This is a genomic window from Guyparkeria sp. SB14A, from assembly GCF_005096345.1.
In the GTDB taxonomy this organism is placed as follows: domain Bacteria; phylum Pseudomonadota; class Gammaproteobacteria; order Halothiobacillales; family Halothiobacillaceae; genus Guyparkeria; species Guyparkeria hydrothermalis.
Map to the genome: position 1 here is coordinate 1 of NZ_SWAW01000035.1, position 18,715 is coordinate 18,715.

Below are 18,715 nucleotides of genomic sequence, written 5' to 3' on the forward strand. Positions count from 1 at the left end.
CGCCGCCGCGTCGCCAGCGCCGAGCAGGGCGGGCGCCGCGCTCGCCCGAGGCCCTGGTCGCCGAGGGACTGATCCAGGTGGTCGACCACGGCCGCTCGCTCGACGGCGTGCTGCCCGAGCTGACCGCACGCGCCCAGGCCGCGCACCGCAGTGTGGTCCAGGCGATGAGCTACGAGGTGCTGCGCCACTACGAACCGCTGGCCTGGTGGCGCGACCAGTTGCTCGACCGCCCCCTCAACCCGCGCGCCGCCGAGGTGGGCATGCTGCTCCTGGTGGGGCTCGAGCGCCTGACCGGCTCCAAGCGCGAACCCTCGCGCGTGGTCAATGCCGCGGTGCACGCCGCCCGCGAACTCAATCACAACTGGGCCACCGGGCTGGTCAACGCCGTGCTGCGCCGCGCCGTACGCCAGCTCGAGTCCGGCGAGACGCCGTTTGCCAAGGCGCCGCCCGCCGTGCGGGCCCGCCTGCCGGACTGGCTGTTCGGGATGCTGGCGAACGACTGGGGCGAAGAGCGCACCATCTTGCTGGGCGAGCAGCTCGCCACCCATCCGCCCATGACCCTGCGCGTCAATGCCGCCGAGCAGAGCGTCTCGGCGTACCTGGAGCGTCTCGCGGAACAATCGATCGAGGCGAGCGCGACGCGCTTTGCCTCGCACGGCGTGGCGCTCGCCTCGCCGCTGGACGTCGAGCGCCTGCCCGGGTTTCACCAGGGCGAGGTCTCGGTGCAGGACGAGGCGGCCCAGCTGGTGGTCGACCTGATGGCTCTCGCCCCCGGCCAACGCGTGCTGGATGCCTGCTGCGCCCCGGGCGGCAAGACGCTGGCGATGCTCGATGCCGAGCCGGCCGTGCAGATGACGGCGGTGGATATCGACGTCACCCGCCTGGCGCGGGTGCAGGACAACCTCGAGCGCTCCGGCCGCTTCGCCGAACTGGTCTGTGCGGATCTCACGGCGCAGTCGATCGAGCCGCCGGGTCGTTTCGACCGCATCCTCGCCGACGTCCCTTGTTCGGCCACCGGCGTGATCCGGCGTCACCCGGACATCAAGCGGCTGCGTCGTCCCGAGGACCTCGACTCGCTGGTGCGCCGGCAACGCGAGATTCTGGAGCGGCTGTGGGGGCTGCTGCGCCCGGGCGGGCGGCTGGTCTACGCCACCTGCTCGATCCTCAAACGGGAGAACGCCAAGCAGGTCGAATCCTTCCTGCGCGACCACCCGGAGGCCGTCGCCGTGCCACTCGACGTCGACTGGGGCGAGCCGCAATCGGTCGGCCGGCAGCTGTTCCCCCAGGCCGACGGCCACGACGGCTTCTACTACGCGGTGCTGGAAAAGCCGGTGACCAACGGATGATCCCGGCCTGCGTGTCACGCCTCGGTTGGCTGCTACTGGTGCTCGTCGTCGGGCTCGGCGGTTCGACCCGGCTGCACGCGGACGCGCGGGTGATCAACGTGCACGCCGAGGTCCGCGAGGAGGCGCTGTTCCTGGACGCCGACCTCGAGCTCTCGCTGGGCAGCGAGGTGATCGATGCCCTGCGCAACTCCATCGCCCTGACCCTCGTGGTCGAGGCGGAGATCGCCCAGCCGCGCGAATGGCTCTGGGATCGTCCCCTGTTGAGCGACCGGCGCCGGCTGCGGCTGGAGTATCACGCCCTGTCGCGCACCTGGATGGTGACCGACTTCCACGCCCGCGAAACCCATACCTTCTCCCAGCTCAGCGACGCGGTCGAGTCGCTCTCGCGGGTGCGGGCCTGGCGGCTGGGCGGCTGGGCGCCGCTGGCCGACAAGCCGCGGCTGCTGGGCAAGTTGCGCGTGAGGCTGGACGTCAACAAGCTGCCGCTGCCGCTGCGTGTCCCGGCGCTGTTCGATGACAACTGGGATCTCGATAGCGACTGGTTCCTGTGGGGGCTGTCGGAGGTGCGTCGATGACGGGCATCGCCCGCCGCCTGCAGCGCTGGGTGCGCCGCGCGATCGCCCCGATCAGCGCGATGGTGGTCGTGCTGCTGCTGGTGCTCCTGTACCTGGTCTCCGACTCGCTGCGCGCCGTCGAGCAGCCCGAGGGACTGTTCCTGGCACTGTTGGGCATCAGCGCGGTGGGGCTGTTGTTCCTCGCCATGGTGGTGCTGTGGCACATCGTCCGCCTGATCCGCGATTACCGGCGCGGCACGCCCGGCGCCCGGCTGACCGCCCGGCTCGTGGTCACCTTCGTCGCGCTGTCGGTGGTGCCGGTGGCGATCGTGTTCTATTTCTCGCTCACCTTCGTCCAGCGCGGCATCGACTCGTGGTTCGACGTACAGGTCGAGCAGGCGATGACCGACGCGTTGTCCCTCTCGCAGATGTCTTTCGACGGGCGCATGCGTCAGGCGCTGGAGGAAACGCGGCGCGCGGCCGACGAGCTGCGTGACGGCGGGTCGGAACTGATCGCCCTGGAGCTCTCGCAGGTGCGCCGGACCACCGGCGCCGAGGAGATGACCATCCTCGGTCAGCGCAACCTGATCGTCGCCTCCTCCTCGGAGGACGCCACCAGCATCGTGCCCGCCCGCGCCGACGAAACCGCGCTGGCGCACGCCCGTTCCGGGCGGGACTTCATCGGCCTCGACCCCGGCGGGGACGGCGACCTGCAGATCCGGGTGGTCGTGCCGATGGAGGCCGGATTGACCAGCGAGGGCGGCAAGCGTGTCCTCCAGGCGCTGTTCGACGTGCCGGACGAGGCCAACCAGCTCTCCAAGAGCGTGCAGGACGCCTTCAACGACTACCGCGAGCTGGTCTACCTGCACACCTCGCTCAAGCAGACCTTCACCCTGGCGCTGACCCTGGCGCTGCTGTTGTCGTTGCTCACGGCCGTCTGGCTGGCGTTCCTCGCCGCGCGCAAGCTGTTGAGCCCGATCCGCGAACTGGCCGCCGGCACCCAGGCGGTGGCCGAGGGCGACTACAGCCTGCGGCTGCCGGTCGACCGCCGCGACGATCTCGGCCAGCTGGTCCAGTCGTTCAATACCATGACCGCCCGCGTGCGCCGGGCCCACGAGGTGATGCGCGAACTCCAGGAGCTGGCCGACAAGGAGCGCGACTACCTCGACACGGTGATCCAGCACCTGTCCTCCGGCGTGCTGACGCTCTCCTACGACGGGCGGATCATCAGCGGCAACTCGGCCGCGCAGCACATCCTCGGGGTGGCGTCGGACGAGCTGTTCGAGGGCTCGCTGCAGGCGGTCTGTCGGGCGCACGCGAGCCTGTTGCCGTTGTGCGAGGCATTCCTCGACCGGCTGGGGGCGGCCGGCCCGCCGCCGGGCGAGACGGTCGAGGCCCAGGTGCGCATCATGAACGGCAGCGGGCGCAAGGTGCTGCTGGCGCGCCTGGCGGCCCTGCCGCCCGATGGCGACGCGGATGCCGGCGGCTACGTGATGGTCCTCGAGGACGTCACCGCGCTGATCCAGGCCCAGCGCGACGCGGCGTGGTCGGAGGTGGCCCGCCGCCTGGCCCACGAGATCAAGAACCCGCTCACCCCCATCGGCCTGTCGGCCGAACGGCTGCGACGGCGTATCCTGCCCCAGCTCGACGAGGGGCACGCGCCGATCCTCGACCGCGCCACCGCCACGATCATCGCGCAGGTCGATGCGATGAAGCAGATGGTCAACGAGTTCGCCGACTACGCGCGCAGCCCGCAGGTGAGCCTCGAACGGCTCGACCTGCAGGCCCTGGCTGGCCAGACCGTCGAGCTCTACCGCGGCAACACGGCCGTCAAGGTACGCTTCCTGCCGGAGGTCGACGGCGCGGTCTGGGTGGAGGGCGATGCCAACCGCTTGCGCCAATTGCTGCACAACCTGATTCGCAACGCCAGCCAGGCGCTCGACGAGCGCGGTGCGGTGGAAGGGGAGCCGGTCGTGCTGCTCGACCTGCGGGTGGTCGGCGAGGCGGGACACTGCCTGGCCGAGCTGACCGTGGCCGACAATGGGCCGGGCTTTCCGGCCGAGATGCTCGATCGGCTGTTCGAGCCCTACGCGACCACCCGGCCCAAGGGGTCGGGGCTGGGTCTGGCGATCGTCAAGAAGATCGTCGAGGAGCATGCCGGGGCCGTGCACGCCTGGAACGCGTTCGAGCAGCCGGAGAACGACGACACGGCGGCGGGTCGCCGGCTTGCCAATCACGGTGCTCGCGTTACGATTCGCCTACCCTTGGAATCGGGGCGCTGTGAGGCGCGTGACAATCGCCGCCGCGAGGGCATCGATGTCGAAACGGGTCGCCAAGGTGGCGACCACGGAGAAACGGGAATTTCCTGACGAATGAGTATCGGACACATCCTGGTCGTCGACGACGAGAGCGAAATCCGCAACCTGCTGGTCGACGTGCTCGAGGACGAGGGGTTCACCGTCAGCAGCGCGGCCGACGCGGCCGAGGCACGCGGCTCGATCGCGGTGCGGCGGCCCGACCTGATCCTGCTGGACATCTGGATGCCGGGGATGGACGGCATCGGCCTGTTGCGTGAATGGCACGAGCGAGACCAGCTGGTCTGGCCGGTGATCATGATGTCCGGCCACGGCACGGTCGAGACGGCCGTCGAGGCCACCCGCTTGGGTGCCTTCGACTTCATCGAGAAACCCATCTCGCTCGACAAGCTGCTGCTGCTGATCGAGCACGCGCTCGACAACCGGCGCCTGGCGCAGGAGAACGCGGCGCTCAAGCGTGGCGAGGTCGATCCGCTCGACCTGATCGGCGACTCCGAGTACATGCAGGAGCTGCGCGAGCAGGCGAAGAAGATCGCCGGCCACGATGCCTGGGTGCTGATCTCCGGCGAGCCGGGCACCGGCAAGCAGGCGCTGGCGCGCTTCATTCACCGACACTCGGCCCGGCGGCACTTCCCGTTCGTCGATACCGGCGGCAGTGCGGTGTCGGGTCGGCAGAACGCCGCGGTGGAGCTGTTCGGCGCCGAGGAGGACGGCCGTATCCGCTACGGGCTGCTCGAGCAGGCCAACGGCGGCACGCTGTTCATCGCCGAGGCGGCCGACATGGACGAGCAGACCCAGATGCAGCTGATCTCGGCGCTCGAGAGCCAGTCGTTCTTCCGCGTCGGCGGCAACGAGCCGGTGCGCGTCGACGTGCGCGTGATCGCCGCCACCCGCAAGGACCTCGAGGCCGAGGTGCGCGCCGGCAACTTCCGCGAGGACCTCTACTACCACCTCTCCGTGGTGCCGGTGCACATCGAGCCGCTGCGCGAGCACCCCGAGGACATCCCGGTGCTGCTGGCCCACTACCTCGAGACCGCCCATCAGGTCGAGGGGCTGCCGCGCCGCGAGCTGACCATCGGCGCGCGCAATTTGCTGCGCTACCACCACTGGTCGGGCAACGTGCGCGAATTGAAGAACCTGGTCCAGCGGCTGCTGATCCTCGGCAGTGGCGAGGTGATCGACGAGCAGGAGGTCCAGCGCGCGCTGGGCCTCGCGCCGATGGACCAGGGCGGCGAGGACAACAGCCCGGCGTTGGTCTCGCTGAACCTCGATCTGCCGCTGCGCGAGGCGCGTGACGAGTTCGAGCGACGCTACCTGCTCGCCCAGCTGAAGAACGTCGAGGGGTCGATGACCGAGCTCTCGCGGCGCACGGGCATGGAGCGCACCAACCTGTATCGCAAACTGAAATCGCTGGGTATCCAGACCGGCGGCGAGCGTTCCACCGGGAGCAGCGCATGAAGGTGATCGTGCTCGGGGCCGGCCAGGTCGGCAGTTCCGTGGCCACGGCGTTGGCGACCGAGACCGACAACTCGGTCACGGTGGTCGATACCGACGCCGAGGCACTCAATTGGCTGCAGGAGCGGCTGGACATCCGCACGGTGACCGGGCTGGGCTCGCAGCCGAGCGTGCTCCAGGAGGCCGGGGCGGCGGATGCCGACATCCTGATCGCGGTGACGCAGTCGGACGAGACCAACATGCTCGCCTGCCAGATCGCCTGGACGCTGTTCCACACCCCCACCAAGATCGCGCGCATCCGGGTCACCGACTACCAGGATCACCCGGCGCTGTTCGACAATGCAGCGATCCCGGTGGATTTCATCATCAGTCCCGAGCGCCTGATCAAGGACTACATCGCGCGCCTGATCGAATACCCGGATGCCCTGCAGGTGCGCGAGTTCGGTGACGGCAAGCTGCTGTTGATCGGCATGGAGGTCGACCGCGGCGGGCCGATGGTGGGCGAGCCGATCCACCGACTGCGCGAGCTCCTGCCCGGCATCGAGACGCGCGTGGCGGCCATCTATCGCCACGAGACCTCGGTGCCGCCCGAGGGCGACACGCGCCTGCTGGCCGGCGACGAGGTGTTCTTCCTGGCCAGGAAGAGCGACATCCGCCGAGTGATGAGCGTGATGCGCCCGCTCGACAAACCCTACAAGCGCATCATGATCGCCGGCGGCGGCAACATCGGCGGTGCGTTGGCCGGCAAGCTCGAGGGCGATTACCAGGTCAAGCTGATCAGTCACAACCTGCGCCGCGCCCGCGAGCTGTCCGCCTCGCTCGATCGCAGCATCGTGCTCTCGGGTAACGCCTCGGACACCGAGCTGCTCGAGGAAGAGAATATCGAGGACATGGACGTGTTCCTCGCCCTGACCAATGACGACGAGGACAACATCCTCGCCGCCATGCTGGCCAAGCGTCTGGGCGCGCGGCGGGCGATGTGCATCGTCAACCGTACCGAGTACGTCGACCTGATCGAGATGGGGTCGATCGATATCGCGCTCTCGCCGCACCAGATCACCATCGGCGAGGTGCTTACCCACCTGCGTCGCGGTGACGTGGTCAGCGTGCATTCGTTGCGCCGCGGCGCGGCCGAGGCGATCGAGGTGATCGCCCGCGGCGACGAGACCACCTCGCGCGTGGTCGGCCGACGGATCGACGCCCTCGACCTGCCACGCGGCACCACCATCGGCGCGATCCTGCGCGACGACGAGCTGCTGATCGCCCACCACGACACGGTGATCCACTCCGACGACCACGTGGTGCTGTTCCTCACCGACAAGCGCCGTATCGGCGAGATCGAGCAGCTGTTCTCGGTCGGCTTCGGCTTTTTCTAGGGCCGGGCACTCGATCCGATGCAACTACTGATCGTCATCCGCATTCTCGGCATCCTGCTGATGGTCTTCGGCCTGACCTTCATCCCGCCGTGGCTGGTCGGGTGGGTCATGGGCGACGACAACCTCACGCCCTTCACGCTCAGTTTCGTCATCAGCGTGACCCTCGGCGGCGTCCTCTGGTTGCTGACACGCAACTACCGGCGCGAGATGAAGCTGCGCGACGGGCTGCTGATCGTGGTGTCGTTCTGGGTCGTGCTGGGGCTGATCGGCTCGACGCCCATTTACCTGCAGCCGGAGCTGGGGCTGAGTTTCTCCCAGGCGGTGTTCGAGTCGGTCTCGGGCATCACCACCACCGGGGCGACGGTGATCACCGGGCTCGACGAGCTGCCGCGCTCGCTGCTGTTCTATCGCCAACAGCTGCAATGGCTCGGGGGCCTGGGGATCATCGTGCTGGTGGTCGCCTTCCTGCCGTTGCTGGGCGTGGGTGGCATGCAGCTCTACAAGGGCGAGATGACCGGTCCGATCAAGGATTCGCGCCTTTCCGGGCGCATCTCGGAGACGGCCAAGGTGCTGTGGCTGGTCTACACCGGCATCACCGTGCTCTGCGCGCTGGTCTACAAGATCGAGGGCATGACCTGGTTCGATGCCGTCAGCCATGCCTTCACCACGGTGGCCACCGGCGGGTTCTCCACCCACGACGCGAGCTTCGGCTACTTCCAGAACCCGACCATGGAAGTCACGGCCATGATCTTCATGATCCTCGGCGCGCTGCCGATGGCCCTGCACTTCATCGCGCTTAGGCACGGCTCGTTGCGCGCCTACTGGCGCAGTGCCGAAGTGCGTTTCTTCGTCGGCTGGCTGACCGCGGTCGCGGTCATGGTGGTGGCCTTTTTCCTCGCCAATTGGCCCGAGGGCAGCTGGGTGGACACGGTGCGCCTGAACCTGTTCAACCTGGTCTCGTTCGCCACTACCACCGGCTACACCGCCACCGACCACACCGCCTACGGGCCGTTCCTGATGCTGCTGCTGGTGATGACGACCGTGATCGGCGGCTGCGCCGGGTCGACCACCGGGGGCATGAAGTCGGTGCGAGTCATGCTGCTCGCCCGCCAGGGCATCCACGAGGTGCGTCGCCTGATCCACCCGCACGCCGTGTTCGTCATCCGCCTTGGCGGCCGGCCGCTTGACCCGGGCGTGATCAGTGCCGTGTGGGCCTTTTTCGCCGCCTGGATGTTCACCTTCCTGTTCTTCTTCTTCGCCATGCTGTTCACCGGCATGGACATCGAGTCGGCGCTGGGGGCGGTGCTGGCGACACTGGCCAACCTCGGCCCGGGTATCGGGTCGGTGACCAGCAACTTCGCCGCCGAATCGGAGTCGGTGCTCTGGCTGGGCATGTTGGCCATGATCCTCGGCCGTCTCGAGATCTTCACCGTGCTGGCCATCCTCCTGCCGATGTTCTGGCGTCGATGAGCCGGGCGTCCGCCAGCGTCGGTCCGCCGGTGTTCCGGCGCGGGCTGCTGGCCCCGCGCTACTGGCCGACCTGGCTCGGGATCGGCCTGCTCTACCTGCTGGCCATCGGCGGGCATCCGCTGCGCCGTGGCGTGGCGCGACTGGGCGCGGGCCTCTACCGGCGCCTCAACCCGCGCCGGGCGGGCATCATCGCCACCAACCTGCGACTGTGCTTTCCGCACCAGACCGAGGCGACCCGCGCGCAATGGCAGACCACCTACCTCGAGCGTCACCTGCTCGCCCTGCTGGATCTCGGTCGGATCCGGCGCGCGCGTCGCGGCGAGCTGACCCGCCAGACCGAGGTGGAGGGGCAGGCGATCCTCGACCGCCTGCGCGTCGAGCCCGGCGTGATCCTGACCGTGCACAGCGTCGGGCTGGAGTGGGCGGCGGCCATGCTCGCCGAGACCGTCGAGGGCTCGACCATCTACAAGCCCTTCGCCGACAACCCGGTGGTCGACTGGTGGTTCGGCGGGATGCGCACCCGGCACGGTACCGAGGCCCTGCCGCGCGAGCGCGGCATGGGGCCCCACCTGCGCGCCCTGCGTTCCGGGCGGAGTTTCTTCTACATCGCCGACGAGGACCTGGGCGCCGAACACAGCGTGTTCGCGCCGTTCTTTGGCGTGGAAAAGGCGACCCTGCCGCTGGCGGGCAAGCTCGCGCGGGCCAGCCGTCGGCCGGTCTATCCCGTGATCGGGCAGCTCGACGAGGTTACCGGGCGTTACCGGCTGCGCTTTCTCGAGCCGGTCGAGCTGCCTGCCGGGACCGACCGCGAGGCGGCCTCCGCGATCAACCGCGTGATCGAGGAACTGGTGCTCGACGACCCCGCCCAGTTGATGTGGTCGCTCAAGTACTTCAAGACCACGCCGCCGGGCGAGGAAGACCGCTACCGGGACTGATCGGGCGCGGCGGGTGTTTCAGTCGGCCTGACGCTGCTCGCGGCGGGCCCGGCCGCTCGCCTGGCGGCGAAAGCGCCGGTAGGTCCACTGGTACTGGGCGGGTTCCTCCCGCACGACGCGCTCGATCTCGCGGTTGAGCGCCATGGCCGCCTCGACCGGGTCGTCGTGGCCGACGGGCTCGGTGACCGGCTCGTAGTGAATCCGAAAGCCGCGCGCCCCGGGCAGGCGCTCGGCCCAGCCGGTGAAGACCGCCGCGTCGGTGCGCCGCGACAGGGTGCGGATCAGGGTCATGGTCAACGCCGGCTGGCCGAAGAAGGGGGCGGTGACGCCCTCGCCGTGGCGCGGTGCCTGGTCGGGCAGGATGGCGACCAGCTCGCCGCGCTTGAGCGCGCGCAACGCCTTGCGCACCCCGCCCAGGTTGGCCGGGGCCAGGGAAGCGCCGGTGCGGGCCCGGGCGTCGACCAGCAAGCGTTCCATGGCCGGTTCCCGCGGTGGGCGGTACATGATGGTCGTCGGTGTGCGCGCCGCCGTGGCGAGCCCGCCGAGTTCCCAGTTGCCCATGTGCGGGGCGAGCAGGATCACGCCGCGGCCCGCCGCCAACGCCTGCTCGATCGCATCGAATCCTCGCCTCTCCACGATCGCCGCCTCGATGTCGGCTGGTCCCCACCGCCAGACCGGCGCGGTCTCGATCAAGCCCTTGCCGGTCTCGATCAGGGTGCGCCGCGCGATGGCCTCGCGCTCGCCCTCGTCTGTCTCGGGCAGGCAGCGGGCAAGGTTGTCCTCGACCGTCCGGCGCATCGAGCCATTACTCATCCAGGCGAGCCGGCCCAGCCCGCTGCCGAGGCGCTGCGCCGCGCCCAGCGAGAGCCAGCCCAGCCCGACCAGCACGGCGCGGGCGGCGCCCAGTCGCAGCCGGCCACGCCATCGGTACCACGCCGAGTCGCGTCGCTTGCTCACGATTGAGCGGTCTCTTGCGGCGTATCCCGAGGCGATGCTTCGGTCGATTCCTGGGCCACGTCTTGGGTCGAGGTCCGCGTCGTCGCGTGGGCAATCGCCCGGTCGGCCCCGTCGGCGACCAGCGGGGCGATCGCCGACTTGAGCGAGTGGAACAGCTGGCCGTTGTCCCCTTCCTCGCCGGCGAGCAGTTGCTTGAAGTGCTCGCGCTGGGTCGGCATGGCGAAGCAGGCCGGGCAGTTGTCGTTGATCACGGGCAGCTCGAAGCGGCGCGCGAAGTCGATCAGGGCCGACTCGCGCACGTCCACCAGCGGGCGGATGATGCGCACGTCGCCGGCGTCATTGAGGTAGTGCGCCTTCATGGTGTTGAGCTTGCCGCCGTGAAAGGCGCTCATCAGGAAGCTCTCGACCAGATCGTCGAGATGCTGGGCCAGTGCCAGCACGTTGAAGCCCTCCTCGCGGGCCAGCCGGTAGATCAGGCCGCGCTTGAGCCGGGAGCAGAACGAGCAGTAGGAATCGCCGCTCATGTGCTCGTCGGCGAGCGAGACGATGTCCTCCTGGACCCGGTAATGGCGGATGCCGAGCGAGGCCAGGTAGTCACTGAGCGGGCCGGGGTCGAAACCGGGCACCATCGGGTCGACGGTGATCGCGGCGATCTCGAAGTCGATCGGCGCGCGCCGTTGCACGTGACGCAGGATGTGCAGCAGCGAGAGCGAGTCCTTGCCGCCGGACAGTCCCAGCAGCACCCGGTCGCCGTGGTGCAGCATCTGGTAATGCATCATGGCGCGGGCGACCCGCTTCTGCAGGCCGCGACCGGGGGTGGCCCAGCGCGACGCCGGAACGGTCGCGGGGTCGATCGGGTTGTTCTTCAGGGTGACGGGCATGCGACGGGTCGGCGGTGTCGTGTACGTGTGCCCGCCATCTTACCAGTCGCGTTCCGGCCTAGTCGTCGTAGATGGGGCGGCCGCGGTAGTACCCGCGGATGCGAGGGCCAGGTTCGAGGGAGTCGCCGGGTTCGGCGGCAGCCGCGGGCTGGTCGAGCGAGTCGGCGAGGGCCTTGACTGCCGGGTCCTCGCTCGCCCGGGCGAGACGCCGCAGGCGCTGCTCGACGCCGTAGCGAGACATGTCGACGGTGATCCCCATGTCCTTCTCCAGGGCGCGCTTGAGTTCGACCAGGCGTTGCATGTGCTCGCGTTGTGACATGGGTTTCTCCGCTGATGCCGTGCGGGCTGAAAAGCAATATCCGCACCATGGCGGCCTCGGCGTCTTGTCGAGCCGGCAGCGGAGGTGACGCGGATTCTCTGCACCGGCACGACGCAGTCGTGGACCTGGCTGCCCGATCACGAGGCAGTCGCCGTGACGCGCTACACCGACGCGCCCCGGCAACGCTACACTGGAGCCCATTCGGGGAGGCGCTCGTCGCCTCCCGTCCAATGCCGTCATTCGAGGCCCGTTGGCATGCGCACGCTCTATCCTCCGATCGAACCCCTGGTCAACCACAGCCTGCCGGTCGGCGACGGCCACGTGATGCACGTCGAGGAATGCGGGCGGTTGACCGGCCGGCCGGTGCTGTTCCTGCACGGCGGGCCGGGGGCGGGCTGTAGCCCCATGCACCGGCGATTCTTCGACCCGGATCGTTACCGCATCATCCTGCCCGACCAGCGCGGGGCCGGGCGCTCGACCCCGCACGCGGGGCTGGAGGCCAACACCACCGCCCACCTGATCGCGGACATGGAGCGGTTGCGCGAGACGTTGGAGATCGATCGCTGGCTGGTCTTCGGCGGCTCCTGGGGCTCGACCCTGGCGCTGGCCTACGCACAGGCCCACCCCGAGCGGGTCACCGGGCTGATCCTGCGCGGCGTGTTCCTCTGTCGTCGGCAGGATATCCATTGGTTCTACCAGGACGGTGCCAGCCACGTCTTTCCCGACCACTGGCAGGACTACCTCGAGCCGATCCCAGTCGAGGAGCGCGACGACCTGGTCACGGCCTATCACCGCCGGCTCAACGGCGAGGACCAGATCGCGCAGTATCACGCCGCCCGGGCCTGGTCGGTCTGGGAAGGGCGCTGCGCCACGCTGCGCCCCGAGGCCGAGGTGGTCGACTACTTCGCCGACGCCCACCACGCCTTGTCGATCGCGCGGATCGAGAATCACTACTTCATGAACGACGCGTTCCTCGACGTGCCCCTGCTCGAGGGCATGGATCGCATTGCCGACATCCCGGGCCACATCGTGCACGGTCGCTACGACATGGTCTGCCCGATCGACCAGGCGTTCGCCCTGCACGAGCGCTGGCCGAGCGCGGGCTTCGAGGTGATCGAGGATGCCGGGCACGCCGCGAGCGAGGCGGGTATCGTCGATGCCCTGGTGCGCGCCACCGACCGTTTTGCCGATGAGGGGCACGCATGATTGCGCTTATCCAGCGGGCAACGCGGGGTGCCGTGCGGGTGGATAACGAGGTGGTCGGCGAGATCGGCGCGGGCCTGGTCTGCCTGGTGGGTGTCACGCGGGGGGACGGCGCGGCACAGGCCGAGCGACTCGCCGAGCGCGTGCTCAACTACCGCGTGTTTCCCGACGGGGCCGGCCGCATGAACCGCTCGGTGCGCGAGGCCGGCGGTGGCCTGCTTGCCGTGCCGCAATTCACCCTGGCGGCGGATACCCGACGCGGCAACCGTCCCAGCTTCACGCCCGCGGCCGATCCCGCCGAGGCCGAGGCGCTATTCGACCGATTCGTCGCGGCCATCGAGCGGGGGCATGGCGGGCCCGTGGCGACCGGTCGCTTCGGCGCGGACATGCAGGTGGAACTGGTCAACGACGGACCGGTGACCTTCTGGCTGGAGGCGCCGCCCGGTTGACTGTCTGGCCCCGGTGACGAGCCGTCGATCGAGCGGGTTGGCAGTGGCACCGCGTCACAGGCCGAAGGTGATGCGCACAAAAAAAGGCCCGCCGAATGGCGGGCCTTGTCGTTCCGAGGATCAGTCTGCCTTAGGCAGCCTGGGTCGCCTCGTCGGACTCACCGGTGTTGGACTTCCAGGAGATGGTGACTTCGTCGCCCTTCTTGCCCGGGACCTTGATGTTCAGGTACGGGTTCTTGGAAACGGCTTCCGACAGGTTGCCGTCCATGACCTGCTCACCGTTGACGGAGACCATCAGCTTCTGGATGAAGTTCGCCGGGATCTTCTCGCCGGTGGACTTGTCTTCGCGGTTGCCGGTTTCCATCGGGTGACGGATCAGGGCCTTCACGTCCAGAACGTCGCCGGCCGGAGAGATGCGCATGCGGATAGTAGACATAATCTATACCTCTTGGGTTATCTGTCTTTAATCAATGACTTCGGGTTCAGAGGCTGATTAGCCGCCGCAGCCACCGATGGTTACCTTGACTTCCTTGGACGCCTTGTACAGCTTGCCGCCCGCGTTGACCACGCCAGTGACGTTGTCGGTCTCGCCCATACGGATACGGGTGGAGACGAACGGGTTGGCGCCGGACAGGTCGAAGGAAGCGACCAGCGGAGTCGGGTTCTTCGAGACGAAGATCGCAACCTGGTTGGAGTCGGCGATGGCGGACTCGATGGTGACCGGGACAACGGCGCCGTTCTCGGCGATGTCCGGGGCCTTGACAGTGATGTCGCCGGAGTCGGCAACGTCACCGGAGCCGAACAGCTCGCTCAGGGCGTTGTCCATGCTCTCGGAATCGAAAGCGGCAGACGGCCACTCGGCGGCCAGGACCGCACGCGGGGACAGCAGGCCGGCACCAACAGCCAGGCCAGCAGCACTGGCAGCGAGGCTGCCCTTCAGAAATACGCGACGCTTGGTTTGCATATCTTAACTCCTCGTTAATGTGTGGGTGTCCACGCCCCCTATGAAGCATTCCCCGTGCCAGGTTGTTAACCAACTGAAATAAAAAGGAATTGGGTGATTTTGCGCCGCCGTTGCAAGTTGCAATCTGCAATTTTTCGCGCCCCGGGCGTTGCAATCACCGCCCCGTCGGCGCCGAGAGGGCGGATCACTTCTTCTCGTAGTTCTGCAGCTTGCGCCAGAGGGTCGACTTGTTGATGCCGAGGATGTTGGCGGTCTTCTCGCGGTTGCCTTGCGCGTAGTCGAGGGTCTTCTCGATGTAGCGCCGCTCGAGCTCCTCGAGCGTGGGGTGGTCGGCATCGATGGCGGAGGCGCCGGTGTCCCCGGCTGCGGGGGCGGTGTCCTCGCCGGCGAGGTCGAGATCGATCTCCTCGCTGTCGGACAGGGCCACGGCCCGTTCGATGGCGTTCTTCAGTTCGCGGACGTTGCCGGGCCAGGGGTAGTCGAGGATCGCCCGCTCGGCGCGCTCGGTCAGGCGCTTGGCCGGACGGCGGAAGCGACTGGCGAACTCGTCGATGAAGTGCTGGGCCAGGACCGGGATGTCCTCGCGCCGCTCACGCAGCGGCGGCATCTGCAGGCGCACCACGTTGAGCCGGTGGTAGAGGTCGTGGCGGAATTCCCCGGCCTTGACCATTTCGGCGAGGTTGCGGTTGCTCGCGACGATAAAACGCACGTCGATCGGGATGGTCTGCACCCCGCCCACGCGGGTGATCTCCTGTTCCTGCACCACGCGCAGCAGCTTGACCTGCATGGCATCCGAGATATTGCCGATCTCGTCGAGAAAGACCGTGCCGCCACTGGCGACCTCCAGCAGGCCTGGCTTGGCCGTGTTCGCGCCGGTGAACGCGCCCTTTTCGTGGCCGAACAGTTCGTTCTCCAAGAGGGTGTCGGTCAGCGCGCCGCAGTCGATCACGATGTAGGGCGTGCCGGCGAAGTCGGAGCGCTCGTGCGTGGCGCGCGCGGCCAGTTCCTTGCCCGAGCCGGACTCGCCCTCGATCATCACGTTGATGCGCACGTCGCGGATCTTGTCGATGATGTGGTAGACCGCCTCGATCGCCCGCGACTGGCCCAGCATGGCGCGTTCGCCCGCCGCCACGGCCGGGGGCGGCTCGGCCGGCCCCTCGTGGAGCAGTCGGCGCGCCAGCTCGATCAGTTCTTCCGGATCGTAGGGCTTTTTGACGAAATCGCTCGCCCCCAGCCGCAGGGCCTGGATCGCGTTGTCGATGGTGGAGTAGCCGGTGATCAGGATCACGGGCAGCTCGGGCCATTCGCCGCGCAGCCACTCAAGGAACTCCAGCCCGTTCATGCCGGGCATCTTGAGGTCCGAGATCACCAGGTCGACCGGGTTGTCGGCCAGCCACGTCTGGGCGGCCTCGACGGACTGGAAGCCGTGCACCGTCAGCCCTTCCGTGCGGGCGTAGCGGGAGAACAGGTCCGAGGCGCGTTCGTCGTCGTCGACGAAGGCGATTACCGGTGGGTTGTCGCTTGACCGGGGTGTCGTCATGGGCTCGCTGTGGGTTGCTTGGGTGACTGGGATGGTTCGGGTGGGCGGATGACGCGGGGGCGGGCCTTGTGCCGAGGCAGCACCACGCGCGCCAGCACGCCGCTCGCCTCGGGTTCGCCGGCGTCGCGGCGGTTTTCCAGCGTGAGTTCGCCGCCGTGGTACTGGACTATCCCTAGGCTGATCGACAGCCCGAGGCCTGTGCCGCGGTCGACCGCCTTGGTGGTGAAGAACGGGTCGAAGATCTGTTCGATCACCTCGAGCGGCAGGCCGCCGCCCTCGTCGCGGATCTCGATGCGGATGATCTCCTCGAGGCATTCCGCCTGGATCAGTATATGGCCACCGACCGGGCTGGCATGGATGGCGTTCCGAACCAGGTTGGCGACCACCTGTTCCATCTGGCCGGGATCGAACTCGGCCTCGCAGCGGGCGGTGGCGCTCAGCAGGGCGAGATGCACGTCGGCCTCCATGGCCTCCGGCTCCATGCGGTCGATCACCTCCTCGAGCCACTCGGCCACCGCGACCGTCTCGTGCTCCGGAGGCAGCTGGCGGGCGAAGTTCATCACGCCGCGCACGATGCGGCTGGCCCGGTGGGCCTCGGCGCGCAGGTCGCTCATGTCCTCGCGCAGCTCGGGTTGCTCGGCCGGCAGCTGGCGTTCGATCAGGCGCGTGAGCGTGAGGATGTTGTTGAGCGGGTTGTTGATCTCATGGCCGATGCCGGCGGCCATCTCCCCGATCGAGGCGAGCTTGGCCTGCTGCAGGGCCTTTTTCTCCGCCCGGTCGCGCCGGCGCGCCTCGCTGGCGAGCTGTTCGGTCAGGTAGCGGAACGAGGCCTGCAACTCGTGGACCTCGGTGGTGCGCGAGTCGACCGGGATGGGGCGATCGCGATCGCCGTCGGCGAAGCGCTTGAGGCTTTCGGAGAGCCGGATGATCGGCCGGGAGAAGTAGCGCGCGCCGAGACCGGCGAACAGCAGGCTCATCACCAGTGCCAGCAGGCCGAAGCCGAACAGGCTCAGGCGGATGTCGCGAAACGGCGCGGTGGTGATGTCGGCCGGCAGCCGGAACGCCACGAACCACGAGGTGAGGCTGTGCGGGTAGGGGTGGTATTCCTGGTAGTAGTAGCGGGTCTCGCCGTCCTCGCTCAGGTAGGAGCCGTTCGATTGCGCCACGGCGGCATCCCAGAACGCGCCGTCGTCGATCTGCCGGGCATCGGGCTGGCCGTTGGTCTCGCCGTTTTCGAACGGGCTGACAAAGCCGATCTCGCGCTGGTCGTCGAACAGGATCATGCCGTCGCGCGCCGGGGTGCCCGGGTTGTGCTCGATGATCATCACCTTGCCGTCCCGCGGGCGGGGCGAGAACGACAGGATCTCGTCGAGCTGCTCGCCGAAGGTGTTGACCACCACGTAGCCCGCGGTGCGGTCGTCGACGTTGCGCAGCGGGCGCACCGCGTACAGGGTGCTCGGTTCGCGCCCGGGCAGCGCGTCGCCAAAGCCCAGCGGCAGGGTCATGAAGCTGATCTGGTCCGAGGGCAGGGCGGCGAGGCGTTGCAGGAACCGCTCGTTGTCGAATTCCTCCTCGACGTAGTTCACCTGCCCGAGGCTGTCGAACGAGGGCGAGGCGACCCGTCCCAAGGTGACCTTGATCACCGTGTTGCCGGCGGCATCCAGAATACGGATACTCCCCAGCCCCGGCACGGTGCGCTGCAGGCCGGCCAGGAAGCGGTTGGCATTGATGCGCATCGAGGTCAGCTCGGGGTGGCGGATGCCCATCGACGAGGCCATCAGGGCATTGAGCATCGTCTGGATTTCCTGCGACTGGCCGATGCCCTCGACCACCTCGCGCTCGTAGCGCATCCGGTTGCTCATCTCGCCGATCAGCGAGTCGATGTTCTCGTCGATCTCGCGGCTGATTTCCTTCTGGAAGCGCTGCTCGCTGTAGCTGGTCACGCCCCACACCAGCAGCACCAGCGGCACCAGGGTGGCGGTGAATGTCCACAGGAAGATGTTGACCGGCAGACGCATGCGGGCGAGCCTCGGGATGCGCCCGCCCCGCGGGGCGGCGCTTGGATTACGGTGAGGGTGACGCTATCACAAAGCATGACTGGACACAGTGGCTCGACGAGCGCGCCGCGGCGGGGCTGATCCGCCGACTGACGGTGGCCGGCTCGCCGCAGGGGCCGCGCATGCGGATCGACGGACGCGAGCGGCTGGCCTTCTGCAGCAACGACTACCTGGGGCTGGCCAATGACCCGCGACTGGCCGCCGCGATGCACGCGGGCATCGACCGCTACGGGGTGGGCGCCGGCTCGGCGCACCTGATCAACGGCCATTTCGAATCCCACGACCGGCTCGAGGTCGAGTTGGCCGACTGGCTCGGCGTGGAGGACGCGCGGCTGTTTTCCACCGGTTACATGGCGAACCTCGGGGTGGTCGGCGCCCTGGTGGGGCGCGGCGACACCGTGATCGCCGACCGGCTGAACCACGCCTCGCTGATTGATGCCGTGCAGCTGTCCGGCGCGCGGCTGTCACGCTATCGCCACAACGACCTCGCCGATCTCGAGGCCCGTCTCGAGCGCGCGTCGGGCGAGCGCATGATCCTCACCGACGGGGTGTTCTCCATGGACGGCGACGTCGCCCCGCTGGCCGAGCTGGTCGAACTGGCCGAGCGTTTCGATGCCTGGCTGATCGTCGACGAGGCGCATGCCTTCGGCGTGCTGGGCCAGACCGGTCGAGGCAGCTTCGAGGCCGCGGGCCTGGTCCCGGGCGAACGGGTGCTGCGCGTCGGTACGCTGGGCAAGGCCTTCGGTACCGCCGGGGCCTTCGTCGCCGGTGGCGCCGAACCGCTCGAGGTGCTCCTGCAGCGGGCGCGTACCTATCTCTTCACCACGGCCCAGCCGCCGGCCGTGGCCGAGGCCTCGCGGGCCGCGCTGGCCATCGTGCGCGACGAGGCCTGGC

Annotated in this window: 17 protein-coding genes; 10 read left to right on the top strand and 7 right to left on the bottom strand. The window is 68.4% G+C overall.

Annotated elements, in window-relative coordinates:
* The 7 genes from rsmB to FAZ79_RS10230 form a co-directional block, all read left to right on the top strand.
* On the top strand, positions 1-1,346 hold a 1,346-nt coding region (gene rsmB / locus FAZ79_RS10200), incomplete at its 5' end, for a 16S rRNA (cytosine(967)-C(5))-methyltransferase RsmB (RefSeq protein WP_136867866.1).
* Positions 1,343-1,921: a DUF4390 domain-containing protein gene (locus FAZ79_RS10205; protein ID WP_136867867.1), complete on the top strand. Its 579-nt coding sequence runs from the start codon at positions 1,343-1,345 to the stop codon at positions 1,919-1,921. The genes rsmB and FAZ79_RS10205, both read left to right, overlap by 4 nt.
* A complete protein-coding gene (locus FAZ79_RS10210; RefSeq protein ID WP_136867868.1) occupies positions 1,918-4,269 on the top strand; it encodes an ATP-binding protein in 2,352 nt (783 codons plus the stop codon). Before FAZ79_RS10205 ends, FAZ79_RS10210 begins: the two co-directional genes overlap by 4 nt.
* Before the next feature lie 3 nt (positions 4,270-4,272).
* Complete coding sequence (locus FAZ79_RS10215; protein ID WP_136867869.1) at positions 4,273-5,673, top strand: sigma-54 dependent transcriptional regulator; 1,401 nt, start codon at positions 4,273-4,275, stop codon at positions 5,671-5,673.
* The gene (gene trkA / locus FAZ79_RS10220) at positions 5,670-7,046 is read left to right on the top strand and encodes a Trk system potassium transporter TrkA (protein WP_136867870.1); all 1,377 of its coding nucleotides are present in this window, start codon (positions 5,670-5,672) and stop codon (positions 7,044-7,046) included. The genes FAZ79_RS10215 and trkA overlap by 4 nt, the downstream gene beginning before the upstream one ends.
* 18 nt (positions 7,047-7,064) lie before the next feature.
* Positions 7,065-8,516 (top strand): potassium transporter TrkG, encoded by a 1,452-nt coding sequence (locus tag FAZ79_RS10225; protein WP_136867871.1) that lies wholly within the window; start codon positions 7,065-7,067, stop codon positions 8,514-8,516.
* On the top strand, positions 8,513-9,451 hold the full coding sequence (locus tag FAZ79_RS10230; RefSeq protein ID WP_136867872.1) for a hypothetical protein: 939 nt from the start codon (positions 8,513-8,515) through the stop codon (positions 9,449-9,451). The genes FAZ79_RS10225 and FAZ79_RS10230 overlap by 4 nt, the downstream gene beginning before the upstream one ends.
* Positions 9,452-9,469: 18 nt before the next feature.
* Here FAZ79_RS10230 and FAZ79_RS10235 read toward each other — a convergent pair whose 3' ends face one another.
* The 3 genes from FAZ79_RS10235 to FAZ79_RS10245 form a co-directional block, all read right to left on the bottom strand.
* Positions 9,470-10,408: a lysophospholipid acyltransferase family protein gene (locus FAZ79_RS10235; RefSeq protein ID WP_156227563.1), complete on the bottom strand. Its 939-nt coding sequence runs from the start codon at positions 10,406-10,408 to the stop codon at positions 9,470-9,472.
* Positions 10,405-11,187 (bottom strand): ATP-binding protein, encoded by a 783-nt coding sequence (locus FAZ79_RS10240; RefSeq protein ID WP_247709542.1) that lies wholly within the window; start codon positions 11,185-11,187, stop codon positions 10,405-10,407. The genes FAZ79_RS10235 and FAZ79_RS10240 overlap by 4 nt, the downstream gene beginning before the upstream one ends.
* A gap of 160 nt (positions 11,188-11,347) precedes the next feature.
* The gene (locus FAZ79_RS10245) at positions 11,348-11,608 is read right to left on the bottom strand and encodes a hypothetical protein (RefSeq protein ID WP_136867875.1); all 261 of its coding nucleotides are present in this window, start codon (positions 11,606-11,608) and stop codon (positions 11,348-11,350) included.
* A gap of 255 nt (positions 11,609-11,863) precedes the next feature.
* Here FAZ79_RS10245 and pip point away from each other — a divergent pair, with 255 nt between their 5' ends.
* Together pip and dtd are read left to right on the top strand one after the other, a co-directional pair.
* Positions 11,864-12,814, top strand: a complete 951-nt coding sequence (pip, locus tag FAZ79_RS10250) for a prolyl aminopeptidase (RefSeq protein WP_136867876.1) — start codon at positions 11,864-11,866, stop codon at positions 12,812-12,814.
* Positions 12,811-13,260, top strand: a complete 450-nt coding sequence (dtd, locus tag FAZ79_RS10255) for a D-aminoacyl-tRNA deacylase (protein WP_136867877.1) — start codon at positions 12,811-12,813, stop codon at positions 13,258-13,260. The genes pip and dtd overlap by 4 nt, the downstream gene beginning before the upstream one ends.
* A 130-nt stretch (positions 13,261-13,390) precedes the next feature.
* On the opposite strand, the gene soxZ is transcribed toward dtd, so the two are convergent.
* From soxZ to FAZ79_RS10275, 4 genes are all read right to left on the bottom strand, one after another.
* A complete protein-coding gene (soxZ, locus tag FAZ79_RS10260; protein WP_136867878.1) occupies positions 13,391-13,696 on the bottom strand; it encodes a thiosulfate oxidation carrier complex protein SoxZ in 306 nt (101 codons plus the stop codon).
* Positions 13,697-13,753: 57 nt separating this feature from the next.
* Positions 13,754-14,224 (bottom strand): thiosulfate oxidation carrier protein SoxY, encoded by a 471-nt coding sequence (soxY, locus tag FAZ79_RS10265; RefSeq protein ID WP_136867879.1) that lies wholly within the window; start codon positions 14,222-14,224, stop codon positions 13,754-13,756.
* 184 nt (positions 14,225-14,408) lie between these two features.
* Positions 14,409-15,764 carry a sigma-54 dependent transcriptional regulator gene (locus FAZ79_RS10270; protein ID WP_136867880.1) on the bottom strand — a complete coding sequence of 452 codons (1,356 nt, stop codon included), beginning with the start codon at positions 15,762-15,764 and terminating at the stop codon, positions 14,409-14,411.
* Positions 15,761-17,782 (bottom strand): sensor histidine kinase, encoded by a 2,022-nt coding sequence (locus tag FAZ79_RS10275; RefSeq protein ID WP_136867881.1) that lies wholly within the window; start codon positions 17,780-17,782, stop codon positions 15,761-15,763. The genes FAZ79_RS10270 and FAZ79_RS10275 overlap by 4 nt, the downstream gene beginning before the upstream one ends.
* Before the next feature lie 41 nt (positions 17,783-17,823).
* On the opposite strand from FAZ79_RS10275, the gene FAZ79_RS10280 reads away from it, so the two are divergent.
* Positions 17,824-18,715, top strand: an 892-nt coding sequence (locus FAZ79_RS10280) for an 8-amino-7-oxononanoate synthase (RefSeq protein WP_247709541.1), incomplete at its 3' end; no start/stop codon positions are given.